The sequence below is a fragment of the Tenacibaculum discolor genome, assembly GCF_003664185.1.
GTDB classification, from domain to species: Bacteria; Bacteroidota; Bacteroidia; order Flavobacteriales; family Flavobacteriaceae; genus Polaribacter; species Polaribacter discolor.
Genome location: NZ_RCCS01000006.1, coordinates 256,787 through 283,625, shown reverse-complemented (window position 1 = coordinate 283,625; position 26,839 = coordinate 256,787). Strand labels below are relative to the sequence as shown.

Annotated in this window: 27 protein-coding genes and 1 tRNA gene; 18 read left to right on the top strand and 10 right to left on the bottom strand. The window is 30.5% G+C overall.

Going from position 1 to position 26,839, the window contains the following annotated elements:
- Positions 1–28 precede the first annotated feature (28 nt).
- Complete coding sequence (rmuC, locus tag C8N27_RS07515) at positions 29–1,408, bottom strand: DNA recombination protein RmuC (protein ID WP_121146869.1); 1,380 nt, start codon at positions 1,406–1,408, stop codon at positions 29–31.
- A 105-nt stretch (positions 1,409–1,513) separates the two neighbouring features.
- Between rmuC and C8N27_RS07510 the strand changes: the two genes are divergently transcribed.
- From C8N27_RS07510 to C8N27_RS07485, 6 genes are all read left to right on the top strand, one after another.
- Entirely contained in the window at positions 1,514–2,065 is a 552-nt protein-coding gene (locus C8N27_RS07510; RefSeq protein WP_099214368.1) for a 1-acyl-sn-glycerol-3-phosphate acyltransferase, read from the top strand.
- An 80-nt stretch (positions 2,066–2,145) separates the two neighbouring features.
- Entirely contained in the window at positions 2,146–2,700 is a 555-nt protein-coding gene (locus tag C8N27_RS07505; protein ID WP_121146868.1) for a DUF4251 domain-containing protein, read from the top strand.
- Positions 2,701–2,747: 47 nt separating this feature from the next.
- Complete coding sequence (locus C8N27_RS07500; protein WP_121146867.1) at positions 2,748–3,347, top strand: Crp/Fnr family transcriptional regulator; 600 nt, start codon at positions 2,748–2,750, stop codon at positions 3,345–3,347.
- A gap of 216 nt (positions 3,348–3,563) precedes the next feature.
- Positions 3,564–3,905, top strand: a complete 342-nt coding sequence (locus C8N27_RS07495) for a hypothetical protein (protein WP_121146866.1) — start codon at positions 3,564–3,566, stop codon at positions 3,903–3,905.
- A gap of 23 nt (positions 3,906–3,928) precedes the next feature.
- Complete coding sequence (locus tag C8N27_RS07490) at positions 3,929–4,801, top strand: pirin family protein (RefSeq protein ID WP_121146865.1); 873 nt, start codon at positions 3,929–3,931, stop codon at positions 4,799–4,801.
- A gap of 200 nt (positions 4,802–5,001) precedes the next feature.
- The gene (locus C8N27_RS07485; RefSeq protein ID WP_099214373.1) at positions 5,002–5,184 is read left to right on the top strand and encodes a hypothetical protein; all 183 of its coding nucleotides are present in this window, start codon (positions 5,002–5,004) and stop codon (positions 5,182–5,184) included.
- A 54-nt stretch (positions 5,185–5,238) separates the two neighbouring features.
- On the opposite strand, the gene C8N27_RS07480 is transcribed toward C8N27_RS07485, so the two are convergent.
- The 5 genes from C8N27_RS07480 to C8N27_RS07460 form a co-directional block, all read right to left on the bottom strand.
- A complete protein-coding gene (locus C8N27_RS07480) occupies positions 5,239–6,156 on the bottom strand; it encodes a polysaccharide deacetylase family protein (RefSeq protein WP_121146864.1) in 918 nt (305 codons plus the stop codon).
- A gap of 84 nt (positions 6,157–6,240) precedes the next feature.
- Positions 6,241–7,575, bottom strand: a complete 1,335-nt coding sequence (locus C8N27_RS07475; protein ID WP_121146863.1) for a M23/M56 family metallopeptidase — start codon at positions 7,573–7,575, stop codon at positions 6,241–6,243.
- Entirely contained in the window at positions 7,568–7,951 is a 384-nt protein-coding gene (locus C8N27_RS07470; protein ID WP_121146862.1) for a BlaI/MecI/CopY family transcriptional regulator, read from the bottom strand. The genes C8N27_RS07475 and C8N27_RS07470 overlap by 8 nt, the downstream gene beginning before the upstream one ends.
- A gap of 168 nt (positions 7,952–8,119) precedes the next feature.
- Positions 8,120–8,821 (bottom strand): LytR/AlgR family response regulator transcription factor, encoded by a 702-nt coding sequence (locus C8N27_RS07465; protein WP_121146861.1) that lies wholly within the window; start codon positions 8,819–8,821, stop codon positions 8,120–8,122.
- Complete coding sequence (locus tag C8N27_RS07460) at positions 8,818–9,612, bottom strand: sensor histidine kinase (protein ID WP_121146860.1); 795 nt, start codon at positions 9,610–9,612, stop codon at positions 8,818–8,820. The genes C8N27_RS07465 and C8N27_RS07460 overlap by 4 nt, the downstream gene beginning before the upstream one ends.
- A gap of 211 nt (positions 9,613–9,823) precedes the next feature.
- Here C8N27_RS07460 and C8N27_RS07450 point away from each other — a divergent pair, with 211 nt between their 5' ends.
- Positions 9,824–10,696 (top strand): ABC transporter ATP-binding protein, encoded by an 873-nt coding sequence (locus tag C8N27_RS07450; protein WP_121146859.1) that lies wholly within the window; start codon positions 9,824–9,826, stop codon positions 10,694–10,696.
- A gap of 13 nt (positions 10,697–10,709) precedes the next feature.
- Complete coding sequence (locus C8N27_RS07445; RefSeq protein ID WP_121147011.1) at positions 10,710–13,991, top strand: M1 family aminopeptidase; 3,282 nt, start codon at positions 10,710–10,712, stop codon at positions 13,989–13,991.
- Between the two features lie 39 nt (positions 13,992–14,030).
- Here the strand turns inward: C8N27_RS07445 and C8N27_RS07440 are convergent, their stop codons facing one another.
- A complete protein-coding gene (locus C8N27_RS07440) occupies positions 14,031–14,774 on the bottom strand; it encodes a slipin family protein (protein ID WP_121146858.1) in 744 nt (247 codons plus the stop codon).
- Between the two features lie 314 nt (positions 14,775–15,088).
- Here C8N27_RS07440 and C8N27_RS15900 point away from each other — a divergent pair, with 314 nt between their 5' ends.
- The gene (locus C8N27_RS15900) at positions 15,089–15,244 is read left to right on the top strand and encodes a hypothetical protein (protein WP_167444734.1); all 156 of its coding nucleotides are present in this window, start codon (positions 15,089–15,091) and stop codon (positions 15,242–15,244) included.
- Positions 15,245–15,312: 68 nt separating this feature from the next.
- On the opposite strand, the gene C8N27_RS07435 is transcribed toward C8N27_RS15900, so the two are convergent.
- Positions 15,313–16,320: a helix-turn-helix transcriptional regulator gene (locus tag C8N27_RS07435; protein WP_121146857.1), complete on the bottom strand. Its 1,008-nt coding sequence runs from the start codon at positions 16,318–16,320 to the stop codon at positions 15,313–15,315.
- A 150-nt stretch (positions 16,321–16,470) separates the two neighbouring features.
- On the opposite strand from C8N27_RS07435, the gene C8N27_RS07430 reads away from it, so the two are divergent.
- The 8 genes from C8N27_RS07430 (at position 16,471) to C8N27_RS07400 (ending at position 23,883) form a co-directional block, all read left to right on the top strand.
- Positions 16,471–16,926, top strand: coding sequence for a phosphatase domain-containing protein (locus tag C8N27_RS07430; RefSeq protein ID WP_208639309.1), 456 nt, complete (start codon positions 16,471–16,473; stop codon positions 16,924–16,926).
- Between the two features lie 145 nt (positions 16,927–17,071).
- Positions 17,072–17,368: a phage repressor protein gene (locus C8N27_RS07425; protein ID WP_099214383.1), complete on the top strand. Its 297-nt coding sequence runs from the start codon at positions 17,072–17,074 to the stop codon at positions 17,366–17,368.
- Positions 17,369–18,075: 707 nt separating this feature from the next.
- On the top strand, positions 18,076–19,467 hold the full coding sequence (locus tag C8N27_RS07420; protein WP_121146856.1) for an RtcB family protein: 1,392 nt from the start codon (positions 18,076–18,078) through the stop codon (positions 19,465–19,467).
- Between the two features lie 111 nt (positions 19,468–19,578).
- Entirely contained in the window at positions 19,579–20,268 is a 690-nt protein-coding gene (gene prfH, locus C8N27_RS07415; protein ID WP_121146855.1) for a peptide chain release factor H, read from the top strand.
- 4 nt (positions 20,269–20,272) lie between these two features.
- Positions 20,273–20,788, top strand: a complete 516-nt coding sequence (locus tag C8N27_RS07410) for a tetratricopeptide repeat protein (protein ID WP_121146854.1) — start codon at positions 20,273–20,275, stop codon at positions 20,786–20,788.
- Positions 20,789–21,174: 386 nt separating this feature from the next.
- Positions 21,175–21,266: transfer RNA gene (locus tag C8N27_RS15895), tRNA-Leu, on the top strand.
- A 367-nt stretch (positions 21,267–21,633) separates the two neighbouring features.
- Positions 21,634–22,734 (top strand): slipin family protein, encoded by a 1,101-nt coding sequence (locus tag C8N27_RS07405; RefSeq protein WP_121146853.1) that lies wholly within the window; start codon positions 21,634–21,636, stop codon positions 22,732–22,734.
- A gap of 255 nt (positions 22,735–22,989) precedes the next feature.
- Complete coding sequence (locus C8N27_RS07400; RefSeq protein ID WP_208639308.1) at positions 22,990–23,883, top strand: TolB-like translocation protein; 894 nt, start codon at positions 22,990–22,992, stop codon at positions 23,881–23,883.
- A gap of 49 nt (positions 23,884–23,932) precedes the next feature.
- Here C8N27_RS07400 and C8N27_RS07395 read toward each other — a convergent pair whose 3' ends face one another.
- Positions 23,933–24,847 carry an NAD(P)/FAD-dependent oxidoreductase gene (locus C8N27_RS07395; protein ID WP_121146852.1) on the bottom strand — a complete coding sequence of 305 codons (915 nt, stop codon included), beginning with the start codon at positions 24,845–24,847 and terminating at the stop codon, positions 23,933–23,935.
- Between the two features lie 24 nt (positions 24,848–24,871).
- Complete coding sequence (locus C8N27_RS07390) at positions 24,872–25,426, bottom strand: TetR/AcrR family transcriptional regulator (RefSeq protein WP_121146851.1); 555 nt, start codon at positions 25,424–25,426, stop codon at positions 24,872–24,874.
- Positions 25,427–26,070: 644 nt separating this feature from the next.
- Between C8N27_RS07390 and C8N27_RS07385 the strand changes: the two genes are divergently transcribed.
- Positions 26,071–26,634, top strand: a complete 564-nt coding sequence (locus C8N27_RS07385; protein ID WP_121146850.1) for a hypothetical protein — start codon at positions 26,071–26,073, stop codon at positions 26,632–26,634.
- Positions 26,635–26,839: the final 205 nt, after the last annotated feature.

Below are 26,839 nucleotides of genomic sequence, written 5' to 3'. Positions count from 1 at the left end.
CTCTAAAATGTTTTAGAGCGACCTTTTTTTATTCATCATTATCTTGAGCTCGTTCGAGAATTTTTTCTGGAAGCGCCTTTTTAGCTTTGGCTCCCATTTTTTTCAGTTTTTCTACACTGGTAATTAAGTTTCCACGCCCTTCAACTAGCTTATTCATAGCTGCAGCATAATCAGCTTTAGTGCCATCTATTTTCTTACCTATATTCACTAAGTCTGTCAATAATCCATGAAACTTATCGTACAAAGCTCCAGCTTGTCTTGCAATTTCTAAAGCATTACGTTGTTGCTTTTCGTTATTCCACATTGTGTCAATAGTACGTAACGTAGCTAATAAAGTAGTAGGGGTAACGATAACTATATTTCTTTCAAATGCTTTATTATATAAGGTATTGTCTTCATTTAAAGCTACAGCAAAGGCAGGTTCAATTGGTACAAAAAGCAGTACGAAGTCTGGAGACTCTATCTTATAAATATCTTCATATTTTTTTTCTGAAAGCTGCTCAACATGTCGCTTTAATGAGTTTACATGTTCTTTTGCAAAACGTTCTTTTACAATATCGTCTTCACTATTTACATATTGTTCATAAGCAGTTAAAGATACTTTTGAATCGACTACCATTTTTTTGTTGTCAGGTAAGTGAATCACAACATCGGGCATGATACGTTTACCCTCATCATTGGTAAAAGATTGTTGAACAAAGTATTCTCTGTCTTTTTCTAAACCAGATTTTTCTAAAACACGTTCTAAGACTAGTTCTCCCCAGTTTCCTTGGGTTTTACTATCTCCTTTTAAAGCTTTGGTTAGGTTTAATGTTTCCTTACTCATTTGAGCATTTAACTCTTTTAATCCTAATAATTGCTCCTTTAAAGCAGAATGCATTGAAATGCTTTCTTTTTGAGTGTCTTCAACCTTCTTTTCAAAAGTTTGAATTTTTTCTTGAAGCGGATTTAAAATATCCTTTATGTTTTTCTTATTTTGCTCAGTAAACTTATTCGATTTCTCATCTAGAATTTTGTTCGCTAAATTTTCAAACTCTTTGGTAAATTTATCTTGTAGTTTTTCTACTTCTTCTTTATTTTCTTGAAGTTTTAACTGAACGTTTTTTAATTCTTCATTCTTTCTTGCTAATTCAAGAGCAGTAAACTCTTTTTCACGACGTAATTCACTATTTTCTTTAGTTTTTTCATCTAATCTATTTAAAAAGTCTTCCTTTTGTTGAGAAAATGACTCTTCCTTTTCTTTTTTCTGAATTTCAAAATTAGCTTGATGGTTTTGTAGGGTTACAATCTCTTTTTCTAAATCAGAAGTTTGTTGTTTAAACTTCAGTTTAGAGAGTAAGTTTCCAATAACAAACCCAATTAGTAAGGTACTAATAGCAATTAAAATAAGTAAAAGAGTGGTATTCATTAGGATAAATAAAAGTTTATTAAGTGAACAAATATAGGACAAGATAGGTTAAAATTATTTGATTTTTGTAGGGAAAACCGTATCATTGACCTTTATACCTAGTAAATGATATCTAAATTTATATTTCACAAAGTTTTAGGCTGGAAGGTAGTTGGAGATTTTCCAAGAGACTTAAAAAAATATGTTGTTATTGGAGCCCCACACACGAGCTGGAAAGACTTTCCGATTGCTATTTTGGCTAGAAACACTATTGGCGTAAAAATTAATTTTATAGGTAAGGCTTCGTTATTTAAACCTCCTTTTGGTTTTATTTTTAGAGCATTGGGTGGAGCTCCTGTTGATAGGAGTAAGAGTACGAATAAAGTTGATGCTATTGTGGCTGTTTTTAATCAACATGAAGAATTCCGTTTAGCTTTATCTCCTGAAGGAACTCGTGCTAAAGTAACCTCATGGAAAACAGGATTTTATTATATTGCTAAAGGAGCTAATATTCCTGTGGTAATGTTTGCTTTCGATTTTGAAAACAAGCAAATTATTATAGCGCCTCCTTATTACTTAACAGATGATATGAACGCTGATATGAATCATTTTTATGATTTTTATAGAGATATAAAAGGAGCAAAACCAGAGTTGTTTTCAGTACCTGATAAAGAGTAAAACAAACGTTAAATAATCTTATTTTCTTGAAAGTTTTACGATATTTAAGTACCTTGTAGAAGGTTTAAAAACAGTAAGATATGAAAAGGTTTGTTTTTTTTATTAGTATGATTTTTGTGCTGTTTAGTTGTGCTTCATCAAAAAACGTAACACAGGCAGAAATAGATAACTTAAATGCTCTTATAGAAAGTAAAACTTTTGAAATAGAAGCAGAATGGGCAGAACCCATGGTTACAAATGCAATGGCACAAATAGCTAATGCAGGTCTGTTACCTATAGGAAGCAACGCAGGAAACATTAATTTAGTTGGGAACAGTAATTTTTTCAAAATGAAAAAAGATACTGTTGCTGCCTATTTACCATATTTTGGTGAGCGACAAGCAGGTGGTTCTTATGGAGGTACAGATATTGGTATTGAATTTGAAGGAGTTCCTAAAGATTTAGTTGTGTCTGAGGATAAAGAGAATAGCTACAAAATAAGTTTTAAGATAAAAGATAAAAATACAATAACTGAAAACTACAATGTTATAGTTAGAGTATATCCTAGTTTATCGAGTACCATTTATGTAAATAGTACGCAGAAAAATTCAATTAGATATAGAGGTAAGGTACTTAAAACTTCAGAAGAAAAGTAAAACATTGTATATAATACTGTATTTTTAGTAGCTCATTACAATAATGTATGGAGCTACCTAACTTTAAAAAGTATCTTATTGAAAAAGGAGGATTATCAGAAGATGATTACCTTCAAATACAACCGTTTATTTCTTTAAAAAACGTTTCTAAAAGTGATTTTTTATTAAAAGAAGGAGATGTGTGTTCTCATTTCTTTTTTGTAGAAAAAGGTTTGTTACGTTTATATGCCTTAAATGAAGAAGGGAAAGAAAATATTTTACAGTTTGCTACTGAAAATTGGATTGTGAGTGATAGAGGAAGTGTTTATTTTCAACAACCATCAACATATTATATTGACGCTGTAGAAGATACATTAGTTATAATGTTAGACGAAGACTTTATTAATAAAGTGTCAAAAATAAATACTGATTTTAGAAGAAAGAATGAACATTTGTTGCAAAAACATATACGTCAATTATACAAACGTATTAGTCAGTTATTAGGAGCTTCAGCAAAAAGACGCTATTTAGATTTTGTAAACATGTATCCAGATATTATGTTACGAGTTCCTCAATGGATGATTGCTTCTTACTTAGGAATTACCCCAGAAAGCCTTAGTCGCGTTCGCAAAGCACTAGCTGAGGAAAACTTCAAACCAAATAATTGAGGTACGAGTTATAATTGTTGATTTACGGTTGTTAGATAATCGTAATTCGTTCTTACCATAGGTCAATGCATACCTTTTTTTGTTGCCGTAATTTTACAGTGAAATAAAAAGTAGAGGTTAACTCACTAAATATTTCAGATAAAATAAACTCAATTCATTTCGATGTTAATCATCGAATAATTAATCCCATTTAATTGGTAAAAAAAAGGATTTATTATGAGACATTTAAAAACATTAGTTGTAAGTCAAAATACATCAATGCCTAAAATTTTAAATTGGCAAGTTTCAACTGTTCCTAATGTCGAGACAGCCATTGAGAAATTATACCAACAGGCATATAACGTTTTAGCTATTTCAAAAGAAACAAAAGAAGTAGATAAAAATAAATTACAGAAGATTATTACTGTATTATTCCCAAATGCAATTTTAGTTGAGTTTAACAATGAGTCTACACTTTCTGAAAGTGTTAAGAATGGATATTGGTCTAAAAAAAAAACTCAATTAAAACGTAGTTATTTAGACAATTCATTTGATATTGAATTAGCCAGTAGTTTATAGTAATTAAAAGAAAGGAATTTAAAATGAAAACAAGAAGCATAGAAAAAATAGTAAAACCAGGAACTCCACACTTTGTAGGAGATGGGTTTAGAGTTCATAATTTTATACCAGGAACTTCAACAATGCAACGAATGGATCCGTTTATTATGTTGGATTATAATTCTAAATATAATTTTCCTCCAACAGATAAACCAAAAGGCGTAGGAGTTCATCCACATAGAGGTTTTGAAACTGTAACAATAGCTTATAAAGGGCGTGTTGAACATGGAGATAGTGCTGGAGGTGGAGGAATTATAGGTGAAGGTGATGTACAGTGGATGACGGCAGCTTCAGGAGTTTTGCATAAAGAGTTTCATGAAACCGAATGGAGTAAAACAGGAGGAGAATTTCAAATGGTACAGTTATGGGTAAATTTACCAGCTAAGGACAAAATGAGTCCGCCAAAATATCAAGCAATAGCTAATGCAGAAATGGCTAAAATACCATTAGCAGATGGAGGAGGAGAAATAGAGGTAATTGCAGGAGAATATGAAGGAAATAAAGGACCTGCATCTACATTTTCGCCCGTTAATATGTTTAATGTAAAGTTGAAGAAAGGAGTAAAAACACAGTTAACCTTTCCAGAAAAATATACTACAGCTATTTTATCAGTTGAAGGTAGTGTTAAAGTTAATGAATCAAATAATGTTTTAGAAGATCACTTTGCATTGTTCAAAAATGATGGAGATACATTTACTTTAGAAGCCTTAGAAGATGCGGTAATTTTAGTATTAAGTGGAGAGCCTTTAAACGAACCTATTGCAGCACATGGTCCGTTTGTAATGAATACTAAACAGGAGTTGATAGAAGCGTTTCAAGACTTCAATACTGGAAAGTTTGGATATTTAGAAGATTAATAATAACTTTAAAAAGCAACTCTTTGATTTAGAGTTGCTTTTTTGATTAATTACTGAAAGAAGGATAGAAGCTTTTGTTGATGATAATTAAAAGTAAGGTTTTTCCGTATTAAAATTATGGTTTTTTAACTGTTGAACATTTTTTTTAAAGTTAATTTAGGGACGTGAAATAAATATTTTAACCCCCAAAAAACTTTATAATGAAAAAAGTGATTTTAAACGTAGAAGGATCTCAAGAACTAACAAAAACAACATTAAAAAATATTAAAGGAGGAGGACCTTTTCCTTTCCCTAAAGAATGTGGAGGAGACGGTTCTTATATCTATCAAGATGGAGTAAAGGTTTGCTGTTATCGACCTACAACTATGGATTATATTTGTTAATCCTTTTTAAAGAATATTTAAAACTGCTTAAGGAACCCCTTAAGCAGTTTTTTATTACAAGCCTAACTTATTCATTTTTTCTTTTTCATATCTACTATCTTCGGCAGGGTAGCGTAAAATGGCCTCATATTTTTTAGAATCCTTAGCTAAAGCATAAATTAAACTTTCGCCAGCATAGTTAGGAGTTTGATTGTAGATAGGATCGGCATAAGCTTCTTTGGTAGAAACGATAGTCCAACCTTTTTCTTTAAATAATTGAATTAAATCATCTATAAATAATGCAGCAGCAAGGTTATGGTGAAGTAATACATTATGCTTAATATGTCGCCCGGTAAGCTCAAAAGAGATTTTTTCATAAAACTGAGCACGATTCCAGATATGTTCCAAGTAAAATTTTCTAAACTTATTGATGTCAAAAGAAGAATCTGTACGTAGTTTTTTAATCAAACGACTATCTATATACCAATCAGAAGCATCAATAGTTACATATCCATTTTTATAGTTTTGCTCTTTTAAAAAGTTACGAAAAGATTCAATTTTTTCTTTCGAGTTTCCTTCTTTAAGGTATGGAAACCTGAAGTACTTTTGATAATTAGAGTATTGTTTAATAAGGCTATCGTTTTTCAGCAATTCATTTTTAAACTGCTTAAAAGTTACTTTAGAGCTATTGTAATTAGGATATGTATAAGTGTGATTCGCAATACTATGTCCTTCATTGTTCCAAGATGTTAATAAGTGTTTACCTCTTTTACTGTTTTTACCTTCTCCTTTTACAAACAAAGTAGCTTTTACCTTGTTGTCTTTTAATTTTTTTAGCAACATAGAATTCCATTTTTCAAAAGAATATCCAGGTTTGTTGCCTAAAGTACCATCATCAAATGTAAAACTGATAGATTGTGCGTATAAAGAGTTATAGAGAAAAACAGATAGGAGTATAAGTACTAACTTAGTTTGTAATATGTTTTTAATCATTATTTTAAATATGTTGTTAAACAAAATTCTCCCACAAATTTTATGGGAGAACTGCTTTTTGTTTTAATAAAAAGATACTTCTAATTATTTTTTAATGAAGTTTAAAGGATTTACTTGAGTTTCTTTGTAATGTACTTCATAATGTAAGTGTGCTCCTAATGATGCACCTGTATTACCAACATAACCAATTACATCTCCTTTTTTAACAGATTGGTTTTTTGTAACATTAAACTTTTGTAAGTGTGCATACCAAGTTTGGTATCCATCGCTATGCTCAATTATAACTAAGTTACCCCATTTATTTTGGTCAGCAGCTTTAGCAATAACACCATCAGCAGTAGCAATAACAGGTGTTCCTATTGGAGCTTTGATATCAATACCTTTGTGCATCATTTTTTTACCTTTTTTTAACGGATTTCTTCGCTTTCCGTATGTACTACTGATGTCTTTTTTACTTTTTCCTTGTACAGGAAAAAGGGTAGGAGGGTCAAGGACAAATTCCTTTGTTAATTGAGGAACAGTATTAGGTAAGAGCTTTTCAACAGTGTTTGGTTTGGTAAATGCCAAACAAAGACTTACTGAACTCATAATAAATACTGAGTAGTTGAGTTTGTACACCTTAGCCGTGGGCTTTTTTGTGATCATATCTATTCGCTTTTTGATTACTGGTTGATTAAAATAACTATACAAGTTATTAGCATGTGCTGTTTCTTTTTCAATATTTTGTAAAAGAACCTGTAGGTAATTAGATGTTTTAATATTTCCATTCAGCACCCAATTATCTGCTTGATATTCATGTATCGATTTTAACGATTTTCGATATATATACACTAATGGGTTGAACCAAAAAAGGACAATATAGACTTCTGTAAATAACACATCTATAGAGTGTTGTAACTTTACATGTGCTTTTTCATGTGCTATTATTATACTTTCTGTAGGTTGAATGTGTTTGGAAATAAATATCCAATTAAAAAATGAAAATGTACTTGTGTGATTGGTCTGTATGAATTGTAGGTCGTTACTGATGGTAACTTCCGATTGTTTTTTCAATTGAAAGAGTAACCATATAGAGTGAATCATACGTGCAAACATTAATAAGCTACCTAATAAGTACATACTGAAAACAATCGTTATAAAATTATAGGTTTGAGTACCAGTTTCTTCTATAGTATCTATTAATACAGTTTCACTATTTGCAACAAATTCGTTGAATTGTGGAATTTGAATGATGGTTGATGAAGTTTCAAAAGTTAACAGATAGGATAGGGGAGCTAATAAAGCCACTACTGGTATTAAAAGTAATAAAAATCGGTTAATTTGATGAAACGTTACTCGACTACTCACAATGATATAAAGTAAGTATAAACAAGAAAATACCAAACTGCTTTGGATGAGATAAATTAAAAAACTAGTCATTTTTTTCTTTTAAGGTTTCTATTTTATGTTCTATCATGTTTTTGATTTCTTCTAATTCGCTTAGGTTGAAATCTTCATTTTCTGTAAAAAACATGGCAAATTTGCTTTTAGAGCCGCTAAAAAAACTACCAATTACATTTTTAAAATGCTTTTTAAAATATTGTTCTTTACTAATAGTAGGTGAGTATTGTCGCACTTTACCGAAAGTATCAAACTTTAAAAATTCTTTTTTTACCAAAACACGTACTACAGTTGAAATAGTAGTATATGCAGGTTTTGGTTCAGGAAACTGTTCTACAATATCTTTTAAGAAAGCTTTATCTAACTTCCATACATATTGCATTACTTGCTCTTCAGCTTTTGTAAGTTCATTCATGCAGCAAATATAGTATTATTTCATAACTATAACTATAATTATAGTAGTAAAACTATTTTTATAGTCGTTAAAATTTTGTTAAGCGATTATAATACTAGTTTAGCTTGTGAAAAGTGAAGACTTTAAAGAATAAATAGGGTGGAAAAAAGTGTAAGCTTCCTTTAAATTTTAACTCAATAATTTATCGATATTCATTTTATACATTTTTCCAATAGGAATAATATGATCTCCAATAAAAATTCTATTTCCTTCTATACTACTAATATACCTTTTGGTTACTGCAAATGATTTATGCACTTGTAAAAAATCATTCTCTGGAAGTAATAGTAATACATTAGATATTTTTTCTCTTACCGTAACAGTATCATTGGTAGTAACTACTTTAGTATAATTTCCAGCAGCTTCTATAAACTGAATCGTATGAAGTGTAACTTGAATGTATTTTTTATTGCTACGAAGAAAAATACTGTTGGTATTTTCAGTATTATTTTTTGGAATATTTTGTGTTTGAGTTTTTTGTGGGGTACCAATAACTTTGTTTACAGCTTTTAAAAAACGTTCAAAACCAAAAGGCTTAAGTAAGTAATCAACTATGTTAAGTTCATAACCTTCAAGCGCAAACTCTTTGTACGCAGTAGTAACAATTACTTTAGGAGGAGAAGCCAATGTTTTTAAAAATTCAAATCCTTTTAGTTTTGGCATGTTTAAATCAAGGAAAATTAAATCTACTTGGTGTTTATTTAAATATTCTAAAGCTTCAATTGCATCGTAACAATGCTTTTGAAGTTCCATAGTTGGTAATAAATCGCAATAGCCCTTAATAATATCGTGAGCAATATGCTCATCATCTACAATTATGTATTTAATCATACGTTTTTAATATTCAATTTAGCAGAATAAATGTCGTCAGTTTTAGAAGTAGTAAGTGTATGGTTTTTAGGATACACCAATTCCAATCTTCTTTTTAAGTTTTGTAAACCGATACCTTTATCTTGATTTTCTTCCGAAGCATCAAAATTATTCTCAATTTCAAAATGTATAGCATTACTGTGAGCTGTTAAATTTAAGTAGACATACGCATTGTTTCTTAAATTTTCTACACCATGCTTAAAAGCATTCTCTAAAAGAATAATAAAAAGCAAAGGCATCACTTTATAATCATTATCTGCAACATCAATATTGAATTTAATGTCAATTGTTTTGTGATAGCGCATTTTATGAAGCTCTATATAATTTTGTAAGTATATTATTTCTTCAGAAAGTAAAACCGTGTCTTTTTCACCATCATAAACACTATAACGCATCATATCAGAAAGTTTTAAGATAAGTTCCTGCGCTTTTTTAGCATCTTTATCTACCAAACCATAAAGGTTGTTAAGCATATTAAAAAAGAAATGGGGATTAACCTGACTTTTTAGATGCATCAACTCAGTTTTTGCTTTTTCGTTTTTTAGTCGAATAATCGATTTTATTTGCTTAAACAACCAATAAAAGAAAGTAAATAATAAAACTAAAAAATAGAGTGTTATAAATTCTACAAAGCCTTCTAGTTTCCCAAAAGTATCATTAAAAACGACAATAATTATACCTATTAAAACAAGAGATATTCTATAAATACGCTTAAAAAAAGCCTTTTTTCTATCCGTAATTTTAAAATTCATAATTCAATATTAGTCAAATAAAATACGCCTCACAAATTAGTTGATAAACATGTTTTCTGTAGGGACAAACATACAGTTAACTGTGATAAAATACTTTTATAGTCTTAAGGTACTATTTGTATCACACAACACTGTAGGTTCATCACATAACTTTTAATAGTCGAAGCTGTATGGGTAGGTTTGTTCAATATCAATTAAATACTCAAAAAAAATGAACAGTTTAACCATTAAAAACTTAAGTAAAACGTATGCAAATGGTGTAAAGGCACTGCAAAATGTGTCGTTAGAAATTCCTAAAGGGATGTTTGGTTTATTAGGTCCTAACGGAGCAGGAAAGTCTACTTTAATGCGAACGATTGCAACTTTACAAGAAGCCGATAAAGGTTCTGTAATGTTTGATAATCTAAATGTAGCGAACGACAAGAATGCCGTGAGAAAAATACTTGGTTATTTACCCCAACAGTTTGGAGTATATCCAAAAGTATCTGCTGAAGCCTTATTAAATCATTTAGCCGTATTAAAAGGTATTACTAATAAAAATAATAGGGTAGAACTGGTAAAAGCATTGTTGCACAAAACAAACTTGTATGAAGCTAGAAAACGAAATTTGGATGGGTATTCAGGAGGAATGAAGCAACGTTTTGGTATTGCTCAGGCATTATTGAACAACCCTAAATTACTTATAGTTGATGAGCCTACTGCGGGATTAGATCCTGCCGAACGTAATAGATTTTACAACTTATTAAGTGAAGTTGGTGAAAACACGATTGTTATTTTATCAACACATATAGTAGAGGATGTTAAAGAATTGTGTACCAACATGGCCATTATTAATCAAGGGAAAGTAGCATTAAAAGGCAGTCCTTTAAAACTAATAGACAGCTTAGAAGGCAAAGTATACCAAAAAACAATACAAAAACAAGAATTAGAGGAGTATAAACAAGCGTATAACATAATTCATGAAAAATTATTCCTAGGAAAACCAATCATAAATATTTTGAGCGAATCTGACCCTAAAAATGGGTTTACCTCTATACCTGCTGGATTAGAAGATGTGTATTTCTCACAAATTAATAACTATTAATACAAGTAAAATTATGTGGTACGAAATATTCAAATTTGAACTAAAATATAGAGCTAAACGTCCAGAAACGTATGTGTTTTTTGTATTTCTCTTTTTGTTTTCAACCGTAGGTGTCGATTTTATTTTTCAAGGAGTAGAAATAGGGTTGATGAAAAAAAACAGTCCATTAATTATAGCGAAAACCATGGGAGCCATTACGGGAATTTTTATGATTATGGCATCTATGATAATGGGAGTTCCCATACTTCGAGATTATCAGTACAATATAGAAGCATTGTTATTTACAAACCCTATTAAAAAGCGCGATTATTTATTAGGACGATTTGTAGGTTCTTTTACTGTATTGTTAATCATCTTTAGCGGAATACTATTTGGAATGATGTTAGGTGAGTATATGCCTTGGCATAAAGATATGCTGCCGTTTAACGCTGCTACTTATATACGGTCGTTTACAATTATTGTTTTACCCATACTGTTCTTTGGAGCTTGCCTATTTTTTGTATCAGGAATGTTGAGTAGAAAATTGTTAGTTGTTTACACACAAGGTATTATTTTGTTTGTGGTCTTTTTACTAACCAAAGCGGTAACAAACGAGTTTTTACAAGCAATTTTAGACCCTTTTTCATTAACAACATTAACACAGGTAGCTAAGGACTTATCAGCTGTAGAAAGCAGTGTATTTAATATACCATTTAGCGGAGTACTGTTTTACAATAAGTTATTTTGGAGTTTATTAGGTGTAGGTATTTTACTAATTGGTTACCGTAAATTTTCATTTAGTTTAGTAACCAAAGTGCCAAAGCAAAAAAGCGTAAAAACACAAAAGAAGCCTAAAAAAACTTATCAAATTCCTAAAATAAACATCAACTATAATTTTAAAACACAGTGTATACAATTGCTAAAGCTTTCTCAATTTTATGTCAAATCACTATTAAAAGAAACATCATTTTGGGCAATTGCTATTTGTGGAATCATTATCATTTTAATTAATTCTGTGAATTTAGGAACAGTATACGATGTAGATAGTTACCCTGCAACCTATTTTATAGTAGAAGAACTACAAGAAATGTCGATGTACTTTTTCATCATCATTCTCATATTTTATTCAGGGGAACTTATTTGGAAAGAACGTGCTGTGAAGTTGAATTTGATATATGATGCTACTTCTATTTCTGATACAATTGCTTTAACCAGTAAGTTTATTGCTCTTATTGTTATTTACATAGTATTGATGTTGAGTTTGATTGCAACAGGAATCCTCTTTCAGGTAGCTAACGGATACTATCAATTTGAGCTTGATGTATATTTTTTCGGATTCTTTGTAGAAATATTACCTTTTTTAATTCTGTACACTTTTGTAGCCTTTTTCTTCCAAGCAATTAGTAATAACAAGTTTGTGGGTATCTTTTTAGTACTCCTGTTCTTCATCGCAAATATTGCCTCAGAACATGTAGGATTTCAGCATAGCTTATACAAGTTTGGAGGAAAAACTTTAGGAACGTATTCTGAAATGAATGGTTACGGACACTTTTTACAACCTTATTTATGGATTAAAGTATATTGGTTTTTGCTTGGTAGCCTACTATTACTCATAAGCTCACTATTAATAACAAGAGGTACAGAAACACCTCTTATAAAACGCTTAAAAGCCATAAAAAGACGTATAACCAAGCCTTTGATACGATACGTAATGATTACAAGTATGTTTTTTATAGGTATAGGAAGTTATATATTTTACAACACAAACATTCTTAATGATTATTGGACAAATGCTGAAGAAACAGCCTTTAGAGTTAACTACGAAAAGACGTTAAAACCTTTTGAATACCTTCCACAACCAAAGATTACATCAGTAAATTTAAAAGTAGAACTATATCCTAATAGGAGAGCTTATGAAGTTGAAGGTTATTATATGTTGAAAAATACATTTGATAAACCTATCAATGAAATTCATATTCAAAAACTGATCGCATCTCATGTACAGCTAGACTCTCTAAGTTTTGAAGGAGTTACGACAGAAAAGACAGAGTATAATCCATTTGAATATACTGTTTACAACTTATCTAAAGAGTTACAACCTAACGATTCTATAAAGATGAGTTTCAAACAAACCTATAAACCAAAAGGATTTACTGACGAAAACTTAAAAACTCATATTGTGCACAACGGAACGTTTTTTAACAATGAGGAATTTCCCACAATCGGTTACAATAGAAAGTATGAACTTCGAGATACAGACGAACGAGCAAAATTTCAGCTAAAACCAAGATTGAATAAGGTTAGGAGGGAAGATACTCATGAACTTGTAAATGCACGTTCAGGGAGTGATTCTGACGGAATATATTTTGAAATGGTTATCGGGACAGATTCAGATCAAACAGCGGTGGTTCCTGGAAATTTAATCAAGCAGTGGAAAGAGGGACAGCGCAACTATTTTCATTATAAAATGAACCAGCCAATGATCAATTTTTATAGTATTGTTTCCGCTAGGTATACTACTGTAAAAGATAAGTGGATTTCTAAAGACAAAACAGTCGATTTGGAAATTTACTATCACAAAAAACACGATTATAATCTGGATAGGATGATGAATTCTATGAAAAAGTCGCTCGATTATTTTAGTACTCATTTCAGTCCGTATCAGTATAAGCAATTACGTATTATGGAGTTTCCTAGGTATGCAGAGTTTGCACAATCTTTTCCAGGTACGATTCCGTTTTCTGAAGCAATTGGTTTTGTGTTGGATATTGACGACAAAAAAGATGTAGACATGGCTTTTTATGTAACAGCGCATGAAGTAGCGCATCAATGGTGGGGAATGCAAGTAGAAGCAGCCAATGTACAAGGAAAACATATGATTTTAGAAACCTTAGCACAATATGCAGCCTTAATGGTTTTAAAAAACAATTATCCGAAGGAAAAAGTAACGCAGTTTTTATCATATCAAGAAGAAACCTATGATAGAGAGCGAAAGAAAACTAAAATGCCAGAACCTTCTTTAGCATTGGTAGGAAATCAAGACTATGTGTATTACAATAAAGGTGCTTTGGCAATGTACATATTACAAGATAAAATAGGAGAGGATAAGGTGAATTTGGCATTACAACGATTTATTGAAGATTGGAATACCTACAACGGAAAAATAAAAACAATGACGAAGAGATATGCTACAACAAAGGATTTATTACACTATTTAAAAGAAGTAACTCCTAGTTCGTTGCAATACCTTATTCACGATTTAGTTGAAACTGTAAATAGCAAAGAAATTATTCTAGATACAACTATAAATAAGTAACATAAATGAATAAAGTCTAAATAGACCAAACTTTTGAGTCTATTTAGACTTCTTTTTTTTAGTTGGTAATACTTCCTCAGGAAAAGGGAATAAAATTGTTGAGTTTTTCTCCGCTGCTATATTTGATAGTGTTTGATATAAACGTAGTTTAATAGCAGAAGGAGATTGATCTATAAGTTTACCAGCTTCTAAAAGTTTAGAAGCAGCCTGTTCTTCAGCCAACGCAAGAATAATACGTGCTCTTCTAGAACGTTCAGCCTCAGCTTGATTCGCCATCATACGACGCATATTTTCAGGTAATTGAATATCCTTTATTTTAACATCATTTATTTCAATTCCCCATTCTTTAGTTTCCAACTCTACAATCTCCTTGATGTTTTTTCCCATCTCTTCTCGCTTAGAAAGTATGGTATCCAACTCAACTTTACCGCAAACATCTCTAAGTGCTGCTTGTGCTAATTGTGTAATGGCAAACTTGTATTCTTCTACCTCTAAAACAGCACGCTCAGGGTCATAAATTTTAAAGAAAACAACTCCATCAATACTACAAGGCACATTATCCTCGGTCATTACTTCTTGAGAATCTATATTAAAAGTAATCACCCGAATATCAACAATTTGAATGGTTTCAATAAATGGAATAATCCATCTAAGACCAGGATTTAAGGTTTTAATGTATTTACCAAACCTAAATTTAATAGCTCGCTTATACTCAAAAATTATACGGATTCCAGCAAGTAGAAATATACCTAAAATGCCGAAAAGGATTGTAAATTTGTTCATGGCTATAGTATTATAAATGTTACGGTATGCTTAAAGAAAAAGTCAATAAAACAAAGAGGGTAGAGTTATTACTTTTGATAATTCAAATTACACTTACTTAATAAGTGCAATAACATGATCCTCATAAATTTACGAATTTTTAAGAGTAAATAAAAACATAATAGCTTTTATGTTTTGTAAATCAATGTATTAACTAGATAGTATTATAAACTCTATAAATAAAAAATTATGGTTTTACCATAACTCTATTATGGTTTTTAACTCTTCTTATTATTTGTAGTTATTTAAATTTGAAGAACTTAAAACTTTATATGATGTTAAAAAAGATTACAAATTTAGGTACTTCCCTAAACAAAACAGAACAAAAAGCTATTAACGGAGGTGGAGGTATTACAGAATGTGAATTTAGTGCAGACCCTAGTACCGATTGGTGTTGCCATTTACAAGGTGGTTGTCCTTCTGGTAATTAAAAGTACTAAATAATATAAGCGGATTAATAGTCCGCTTTTTTGTTGTGCAAAAAGAATAAAAACTACATCTACTTTTTAATAGTGTATCTGTTTAGAGAGTCTTCAAGTTTCTGAATCATTCTTTTTCTAAGTTTTTCAGGTTTTAACACTTCTATGCTATTACCAAAACCCAAAATTAAACGTTCCAATTCATAATTAGGAATTACTAAAATATTAAAAATAGCCCCGTCATCTGTGTTTTTTATTAACCTTTGAGATTTATGAAAAGGTTTTGTAATAACATAAGGAGTATTTGATTTATCTACCCAAAAAGCAATACGTTGTGGTTTAGTGTTTGAAACTGTTACACCAACAACATCTTTATAATAAACATCACCATTAATAGCTTTATCTATATATGTTGTGTTTTCAACTTCCTCTACAGAATTTATACGATCTAAAGCTAAAGTTGTTTCTTTACCTTTTACGAGTGCCAATAAAAACCACCTATTATTAAATTCCTTTAATAATTGTGGATGCAAGGTTATTGTACTAGCTTTTTCTGCTTTAAAAGACTGATAATTTATCTTTAATACTTTTTTTTCCTGTATAGCATTGTATAAAGGATCTATAAAAGACAAGCCTTTTAGCTGTTCGTTTTTATCTAAATGAATAATAGCCCTATTGTTTTTTTGAGAAGAGTATACTGAATCTTCTAAACGTTGTAGCACTCCATCCATTTCTTTGAATAAAGAAAAGTCTTTAAACTGACGTAATACTTGAATAGCATCATTCATCACTTTCACATCGTTTTCAGTCACAGGAATATTCATAATAGAATACCCTTCTTCAGCATAACGGTAATATTTACGTTGATAGACTTCAATCGGAGCATTATACCCTAACTTATTACTACGCATCAATTGAATATCTAACTGAACGGTTCTTTTACTCACATAAATATCTTTTCCTTCGTATTCGTACAAAGCATCAGAACAAGCATCAATTAAATCATTCAAAGTCCAAGTACGCATTGTGTTTCGAAGACATTGATCAATTGTTTTATATCGAATTAGGGCGTTTTTATTAGAAGCCATTTTATAATTTTTTAGTAAAAATGATAAATTCTTTTTTAGTACGCAAAAATATTGCGCAATACAGTGAAATATTTGCAGTGTGATTAAGAAAAAGAGGTCGTTTAAGTGGGAGAGTTGCTATGAACATAAAAATATATAAACCGCAGAAAAATGAAAAAACTAAAAAATGAATATAGAAATCAAGATGAAGCTTTACCAAAAGCTATTATTTGTGATTTAGACGGAACTTTATCTTTGATAAATAACAGAAGTCCTTTTGATGGAAGTAGGTGTGAACAAGATTTACCTAATGTACCTATTGTTAGTTTAGTAAAGAATTACCAACAATTAGGATATAAAATACTTCTTTTATCAGGTAGAGAAGCTAAATATCAACCAGAAACAGAGTCTTGGTTAAAAAAGCATGAAATAGTTTATGATGCACTATGGATGCGTAAATCAAGAGACAATAGGAAAGATGCGATTATTAAAGAAGAGGTATTTAAAAGAAAAATAGAGCATAAGTACTTTATTGATTTTGTTTTAGATGATAGAAATCAGGTGGTTAATTTATGGAGAAAAGAATTAAAACTACCTTGCCTACAAGTATTTTATGGTGATTTTTAAAAAGATATATTATAATTTAAAATCAATCTAATAGATAAAATCAACTAAAAATATCATATTTGCAGCAGTTCATTGAAATGGCTTAGAAATTTTATGAGATATGTAAGGCAATAGTGTTTTACATAATTTATAAAATATAATACTAATGAATTGGAAAATTCAAAAATTAAATAATGGAGAAACCATTATTTCAAAAGAGCCAGGTAATTCTATGTTGCCTATTTTAAAATCTAAACAACCTGTAAAACTAAAACCAATAAACTGGGAAGATTGTAAGGTTGGCGATATTGTTTATTGCAAAGTTCGTGGAAACTGTTTTACGCACCTTGTAAAAGGAAAAAACAATAAAAGAGGTTTGCTAATAGGAAATAATCATGGAAGAATAAACGGATGGACTAAGAATGTATATGGAATAGTAGTAGAGATATTACCAATGCCATAGGCATTTTAAGAAAGAAAAAAAGAGAATGAAGGTTCTCACATATTTTATAAATTAATTAAACGAAATTTTAACCTATGCTAATGCAATTCATACACATATCGGACGCTCAAAAGCGATTTTTATGGAGTTATCAATAAGGTTATTGTAGTATAAAATCACTAAAAGCGTCCAAATTTTATAATTTGGACGCTTTTTTTATAAAAAATTTCAAGTCTTTGAAATCAACATGTAAAATGCTACATAGCTTACAACCAAGAGATTACTAATCTGAAGAAATTCGGACAGGACACTTATATGTCTAAACTAATATAAGAACTTGATTTTCAGTAAAATAAAATCGTTTTAAACTTGTGTAATTTAAAAAAGGCTCACATCTTTGCACCAGTAATTTTTATACAGAGCGTAGTTCAAGTATAAACATACTAAACAACAAAATAATAATTTTTAAAAACGAAGTAAACATGTTCAAATATCAATTAAACATAAGTACAGTAAAAGAACCAGGTTCTTTTGTACACATGCTTCGCGATTTTCTTCATACATAGAGATAACAAGAATTTATAGATGAAAAATCCGAAGCCTCAATAACGTTTCGGATTTTTTTATGCTACACATTTCCGTATAGTTTCAATTTCCGAAGCAAAGAGAAAAATATTGATACAAAGCACTAATTAGAAAATTGGTGCCCAACCTTATAATGTCTCAACATGGGAAATAAACTAAAAGGAAAAGATCTAATCAAATTAGGCTTTCCAAAAAACAATAGTATAAATATTGCCTTAGGGCAAATTAACCGATATAGAAAAAAAGAAAAAAAAGAACGCATTTTAGAAGAAGCGAAACAAGTACTGCTTTATCCAGAAAAATATAAAGGAAATGCTATTTGGGGTAAAGTTGCTGAAGGTTTAACCAAGCCTGTTGAAATTAAAATGCATCAGTTAAGAAATACAAGAGCTTCGTTTTCAATTTATGGAGAAAATGAAATTGATGAACAAGCGAAGTTTCAGTTATACGATGCTTTAAAATTACCTATAGCAGTACAAGGAGCTTTAATGCCAGATGCACATTCAGGGTACGGATTACCTATAGGTGGCGTACTTGCTACAGAAAATTCAGTAATTCCGTATGGTGTAGGAGTAGATATTGGCTGTAGAATGGCATTGAGTATTTTTCCGATGAAAGCTTCTTATTTAAAAGGTAAGCAACATCAATTAGAAAATATATTGAAAGAACATACCAAGTTTGGAATGTATGAAACACATGATAAAAAGCAAGATCATGAAATTTTTGAACGTAGTGAATTTCAAGATATCCCTTTACTAAAACGGTTAAAAGTAAAAGCATATAATCAATTAGGAACCTCAGGAGGTGGAAATCACTTTGTAGAGTTCGGAAAGGTAACCATATCAGATGAAAATAATGAATTTAATGTACCTGTAGGGGAATATGTGGGCTTATTAACGCATAGTGGATCACGTGGATTGGGAGCAAACATTGCAAAACACTATACCTATTTAGCAAGTAAACAATGTCCGTTACCTAAAAACGTACAACATTTAGCATGGTTAGATTTAAATACGCACGACGGACAAGAATATTGGTTAGCAATGAATTTAGCAGGTGATTATGCAAAAGCATGTCATGATAATATTCATAAACGAATAGCAAAATTATTAGGTGTAAAACCATTAACTATGGTTGAAAATCATCACAATTTTGCGTGGAAAGAACAAGTAAATGGAATTGAGCGTATTGTACATAGAAAAGGAGCAACACCCGCTAATAAAGGAATATTAGGTATAATTCCGGGATCTATGACTGCACCAGGATACATTGTTAGAGGTTTAGGAAACCAAGAGAGTTTACAATCGGCATCACACGGAGCAGGAAGAAAGCATTCAAGAAGAAAGTGTAAAGAGAAATTTACCAAAAGTGATATTAAGCATCAGTTAAAAATGAATGAAGTTACGCTCATTGGAGGTGGAGTAGATGAAGCTCCAATGGCCTATAAAAATATCAAAAAAGTAATGGCAAATCAGGAAGAATTAGTTGAAGTATTAGGAACCTTTGCCCCGAAAATTGTACGAATGGATAAGTAAAATAACAATTGTCATTACGATGAAGGAAACAGAATGAAATAATGAAGTAATCTGCCTATTGATTAACAGATTACTTCGTTTTACTCGTAATGATATGAATAGAAAATTAAAATGGACATAAAAATAATACAATTTACAGCGGGTCGTGGACCTTCAGAATGCTGCTGGGTAGTAGCAAAAGTGCTAAAAGCATTTATAAAAGCTGTAGTAGAACATAAGATAATATATGACATTCTTCATAAAGAAAAAGGAATAGAGAATGGAACCATACAATCAGTAAGTGTTCAATTAAAAGGAAATAACCTGTCTTTATTTTTAAAAGATTGGATGGGCACTATTCAATGGATAGGAAAATCAACCTTTAGAAAATACCATAAACGTAAAAACTGGTTTATTGGTTGTTTTGAATTGGAATATAACAATGAGTTAACCATACAAGAAAAAGACATCGAGTTTCAGGCAATTAGAAGTTCTGGACCTGGTGGACAACATGTAAATAAAGTAAGTTCTGCTGTACGAGCAAAACATAGCACAACAGGAATTCAAATATTGGTTTCAGAAAGTCGTTCACAGCATCAAAATAAAAAAATAGCTGTACAACGTTTAAAAACCTTGATAGCAAATCATAATATAAATCAATTACAAAACACCATAAAACAAGAATGGGAAAACCATTTAGACTTAGAAAGAGGAAATCCAGTAAAAGTATTTGTAGGAACTGATTTTAAAGTTAAAAACAACAAAAAAAGATTTAAAACAACACGTAATCAATTAAAAAGCGATTTGCGTAAACAATTATAATAAGATGAAAACATTAGCAAACAATTACATATTTAAAGCATTAGATGCTTTTCCTTATGAATTAGAAGAAACAATGGAGGCATTAACATATGCTTTGGCGTATGAAGAAAAAAATGTAGTAGCGTTGTGCTTAATGGGACGCATTTACGCAGAACACTTAGGTGATTTTGAAAAAGCAAAACTGTATTATACAGAAGCTTTAGCAGAAAACATGTATGCTTTTAACGTATATCCGAATTACATTAATGTGTTATTATGGAATGAAGACTATGAAGAAGCTGAACGATTCATCGATTTTGCATTAACCGTAAAAGGTTCCGACAAAGCAATTTTATATATAGGAAAAGCCCAATTATATGAACAGAAAGAAGCGTATAAAAAATCATTACAAACTTTAAACCTTGCTAAAAAGCACACGTATAATAGTGATTATATGCGAACTGTAAGAGAACATATAGAACGTGTAAAGGATAAGCTTCCTAAGAAAAAGAAGAAAAAAAGTAAGAAAAAGCAAGAATAATTTTTAGTACGCAAAAACATTGCGCAATACTGTGTAATATTTGCAGTGTAATTATGAAAAAGATATTTGAAGAGAGATAAAATGCTAAGAGAACCTCATTATAACAAAGGGTATAGTGAGGTAGCTATAAAAGTTCATTTACATATTATAGATAAAAATATCAAGCAAGTCTTGTTGCGTGTTTCTGTATAGCACCATTGTATACATTCTTACAGTAAATGTATTAGAACTGTATATGCAACTAGTCTTGAAGGTTTTGATTATTTACCAAAAAATAATCTCACTCTATGTACGCAGGTTCGAATCCTGCCATAACGAAAGTTATGTAGCTAAGCCAGGTTAAAGCAATAGAGAAAATTCGTGTGGGTTCGAGTCCCACTATCCGAAAGGATATGGCGGAACGGTAGACGCGCTAGTTTTAGGTTCTAGTGAATTCAGACCAGTCACGTCTGTTTTTTGCACAGGTTCGAGTCCTGTCAAAACTTCTAAAGGAGTTTTGTAGCTCAGTTGGTAGAGCACTACGCTGTTAACGTAGATTATTTAAGAAAGCTCATCACCTTGTAAAACTGATGAACCAAAAGTGTTGAATGTTTAATGAGTTTTTAAATAAACACTTATAAACGTACTTTGAAATAATAACCATTACATAAACAGTGTATTGAACTTTAGTATGTCAGTTATAGTATTAATTAGTATAACCCATGTAGTAAACAACAATACAAAAGCTATGCAATCTTATTATTTCCGTAGGCTTATAAGCATTAACATTCAATACTTTTTACAAAAACAAACAAATTTCTCCATGGTGAGAAAACAACGTATAAATAATTAAAAACAAAAAGATTATGAAAAGAATAACAATTAATCAAGGAAAAGTAGGATTAGTATTTAAAAAAGGAGATTACATAAAAGTAATCAAAGCGGGTACACATTGGTTAGGATTTAATCAAACAGTAGCAGTATATGATTTAACAAAAGATTTTTATACATCAGTAGCTTTAGAAGTATTGTTACAAGACACAACTTTAGCAGAAATGTTAGAAGTTGTTGAAGTACAAGACAACGAGTTAGTTTTTATGTACGAAAACAACAACTTTCAAAGAGTTTTAAATGCGGGAAGACACGTTTTCTGGAAAGGATTTATTACTAGAACCTTTCAAAAAATAGATATAAGCAAGATTGAAATTACTGAAAAAGTAGATACATCTTTATTCAATAATTATGAAGTGAGCAAATATGTTAGGACTTTTGAAGTTGCCGCCTACGAAAAAGCTATATTGTTAGTGAATGATACCTATCAAAAAACATTGGTAGGAGGGACGTATAGGTTTTGGAAAAATGAGACAACTATTAAAATAGCGAAAGTAGATACCAGACAATTGCAATTAGAAGTTGCAGGTCAGGAATTGTTAACCAAAGACAAAGCAAATGTTAGAGTTAACTTTTATACGCAATACAAAGTAACTGATATTGAAAAAGCGTTGTTAGCTAATAAAGATTATGAAAAACAATTGTATGTAAACATGCAATTGGCATTGAGAAAATATGTAGGACACTACACATTAGATGAATTATTAGCCAATAAAGAGGATGTTTCTATAGCAGTTTTTGAAGAAACAAAAATGAATGCTGAAAAATTAGGTGTAGTAATTCAAGGTTGCGGAATTAGAGATGTTATTTTACCAGGAGAAATGAAAGAAATCATGAATCAGGTATTGGTAGCACAAAAGAAAGCCCAAGCAAATATTATTACCAGAAGAGAAGAAACAGCATCTACAAGAAGCTTATTAAATACTGCTAAATTAATGGAAGACAACGAAATGTTGTTTAAATTAAAAGAAATGGAGTATGTGGAGAAAATAGCTGATAAAATTGGAGAAATTACAGTTACTGGAAACGGAAACGTAATTAAACAGTTGAGAGAAATATTTGTTACCAATAAGTAGTAATATGGCTAATTATACTAGATTTAAACTTTAAAAGCGAAAACTTATATAATTAAGTTCTCGCTTTTTTTATTAAACCTTTTATTTTAAAGTTCAAACTTTATTGAAAGTGTAGATATGTAACATTAGTATTCTTTACTCATCTACTTAGTATGCAACAACTCAGTAAATATTTGTTTTTAACATTATATTAACCAATGTGTTACGGTAATAGCTGTATTTATGTACTATCGTTTTTCAATAATCAAAAGTTACATGATGAATAAATTACCTTTCTTTATACTAATCTTTGTATTAATACCCTTTTTTTATGCTTGTAATACAAAAAAGCAAACTTCAAAAGATAGTAATTTACCTACTATAGAAAGGACCTATCTTGGTCAAAAACCACCAGGTTTAACACCTAGACCTTTTGCTCCCGGTATTGTTACTACAGACGGATGGGAAGTTAGCGGAGTCTTCACACCAGACCTAAAAGAATTTTATTTTATTAGAGAAGGAGAGGAGGACCAAGAGCAAGAATTTGTTGTGATTCAATATAAAAATAACCAATGGAAAGATTCTGTTATATCATCTAGGGTTGGCACACCTTTTATTTCTCCCGACGGTAAAATTATGCATTTAAGTAAACGTTATAAGGAACGAACTGAAAATGGTGAATGGTCAGAAGTTAAAAAACTTGATTATCCTTTTAAAGACTTACCAATTATGCGTCTTACTGCCTCTGCGAAAGGAACTTATTTTTTTGATGAGTTTAAATCAGACTTTACAGGAGATATTCGATATTCACGATTCGTGGATGGAAAGTATGAAAAACCAAAACTACTCAACAGTAAAATTAATAGCGGAAAAAGTTTTCACCCATTCATTGCACCAGATGAATCGTATCTTATTTTTGATAGTAAAAGAGAAGGAGGCTATGGCGATTCTGATATTTATATATGCTTCAAACAACAAGACGGTTCATGGGGTGAGCCTATTAATATGGGGGATAAAATTAATACAAACGCTTGGGAAGCTCTCGCTTGCGTAACGCCAGATGGTAAATTTCTTTTTTTCAATAGAAATATGGGATCAAAAGACTACGAAAATGTAGACATATTTTGGGTTAGTGCACAAGTTATTGAAGACTTAAAACCTAAACGTTAAAAAAAGGTCTGTTTTACCAGACCTTTTTTAATTCATAAGTTAATTATCACTACCAGTTTTCTTCTATTATTTGGTGTGTAATAGCAGCTGCAACTTCACTACCTTCAGCAACCGAAGAAGCAACACCGCTCCAACCTGTTCTGGCATCACCAATAATATAAAACCCTTTAATTTCTGTTTCTTTATTCTCATCAACTTTATAAAACTCCATTCCAAAATAACCTTTTTCTGTAGGAATATTCATTTTTTTAGCAAAGTCGGTACTTTCTGTAGATTTTGTGTCAGGTAAAAAACCACCTTCTCTTTCAATAATTGTTTCATCAATAAGTTGAACACCTGTAAGCTGACCTTCAGTTGAAATCAGTTTTTTAATTTTTTTATCAATTATCTGTATTCCTTTTTTAGTAAGGTTAGATACTAGCTCTTCGTCCTCAACTTTTTCACCGTTTGTAAAAACGATAACATTTTTTGACCAATGCGATATTGTTTTTGAAAACATAGGAGCCATTAGAACATCTCCAAATACAGCCAATTTTTTATCGGCTATTTCAAAACCATCACAAAAAGGGCAGGGGTAAACAGATTTTCCATAGACTTTAGTTAAACCTTCAATACCTATTTCAGCAATATTATCTTTATGTCCTGTTGCAATAACAACTCTTTTAGCTGAATATGTATCGTGTTCTGTTTCAACCGAAAAATTATTGTTTTCATCTTTTACAGATATCGCTTTTTCCTTTTTGTAATCTACAGATGTGTATTTTTCTAACTGATGCTTAGCAATCTTAAATATTTCAGAAGGATGCTTACCATCTTGAGTTAAAAACCCGTGTGAATGTGTTGTTATATTATTTCTAGGGCTTTCGGTATTTAAAATTAGTGTTTTTATTCTACTTCTTCCTAAAACTAAAGCAGCGCTCATTCCTGCAGGACCACCACCAATAATTATGACTTCATAATTCATCTTTTGTGCTTTTTTAATGTGTTTTTATTTTTTAGAATGATTTATAATAGCATTGAAATAAGACTCCCAAGCCATTTCTACAATTTCTTGAGTTCTTGTCTCATCTTCAAGAATTAAATTTATAGCGGCATCAATTGTAGAAAAATAAAGGCTCTCTATCCAATCCATTGTAAGTTGTGAATTAAATAAACCATTAGTTTGTAGCTTTTTTAACAAGTCTCTAAAAATCTGCATCATTTCTTTAAAATCAGAAGACTCGTTTTCCATTCCTTTATAGTTTTCCCTGTAGCTATATAAAAAACGAAATTGATATCCACTTTTAATATCATTTAAAAACATTGTATAAAGTTGAGTTTTTGGATCAGTAGACGATTCTATTGATTCCTTAGTCTTTTGTAGGCAAAAACTACTTGCGTAATCAATTATTTTTTCAATAAGTTCTGATTTTCCGCTAAAATATCTATGTAGCGTTCTTCTACTTAAATTAATTGATTCAGCAATTTCTTCCATTGAAGCATTAGGGGCTTTACTAAATGCTTTAATTGCAGCAGTTATAATTTTAGTTTTAGTATCATTCATTATGTCTCAATTATGAAACAAAGGTATAGATTGTCACATAAATGAGACATGTTTATTTTATCTTTTCTACTTTTTTTATTTCTATTTTACATAATATCATGCTAACGAAAAGCTTCTGAAAACTTTTTGCAACGAGAATTTCAATTACAGACGAATTACAAATACGAAGCTAAAAGCTTTTACTTTTTTTTGGCGTTGGTAAGCGATGGATAATTGTGTTATTAATAAATTGCAATAAGCAATTTGATTTTATAAAACAATCGAGCGTTTGGTAGCGGCAATTTTACATAATGGCAAATTATAGCTACAAATGATTTCCTTATAAATCTAAAATTTCTAATCCACGAGAATCGAGTATTTCTAATTTTAATGACCCAAGTACTGAATATCGTAAAGAATAAATACAGCTTCTGGGATATTTACTTAATATAGAATTATAGCTTACAAATGGCGTACAAGACATAAATAACAAACATTGATATTTGTACTATAATTAATAGCCTGTTAAATAGAACATGTCCATTTTATAGTACTTACAGAGATTTCGAGGCAAAAAGTTTACAATTTGCATGGAATTTCAAACTCTTATATTTTTCCTTTCTCTTTATCTAAATTAGATGTTTAAGATTATAGAACAATATTAGATGAAAAAGTTATTATTGCCTGTTTACAAAAAGAAAAATGAGCCTAATTCTTCATATCCTTATTATATTTTATTTGATATAGGACAGCGTTTAGAATTTAAATCTAAACGTAAAGCAGAAGATTATGTTAGAAAATTAAGTTCTTATGTTACCGATTCAATTCGTGTAATTAACACTTTACAAAAAGAGTTGTATAGTGTTTATCTAGAGCAATATTTTAAAATGCCTCATAATTACTGTGTTAAAATACGTATGGTTATTGATGATTATTTAGAAAGATTGCATTTCTTTCATAGTTACCAAAGCAAAGGTGATTCATGTATAAAATTCATTAGTGTTTATTCACTTCTTAATATTGCTCAGGATGCTTGTAAACTATTACGTAAATCCATGAAGCAATTGAAAGATTACAACACAGTAAGCCGTTTAAATGGTTATTTACAAATGATAACTACTATCTACGAAAAACTTTCAAAGCTTAAAAAAGGCGACTTGTCGACTGTGTATAAAGAAAGTACTTTAACTATAATTCATAACAAAAAGGCTACTATGACAATGATGTAAAATTTATATTTTATGTCATATTTAAACCAAGTACCAGATGTGGTACCAGTACACCGATTAACAGAGGGCGACAAGTTCGCCAGAACTTCACATGGCGCACCACGCCCAGAGATTTTAAATTTAGTTTGTATTTATGATGAAGTATGCGAGGCAGAAACATCAGACGGGCGTGTTCAAACTTTTAACAAACGCACATTGGTGCATA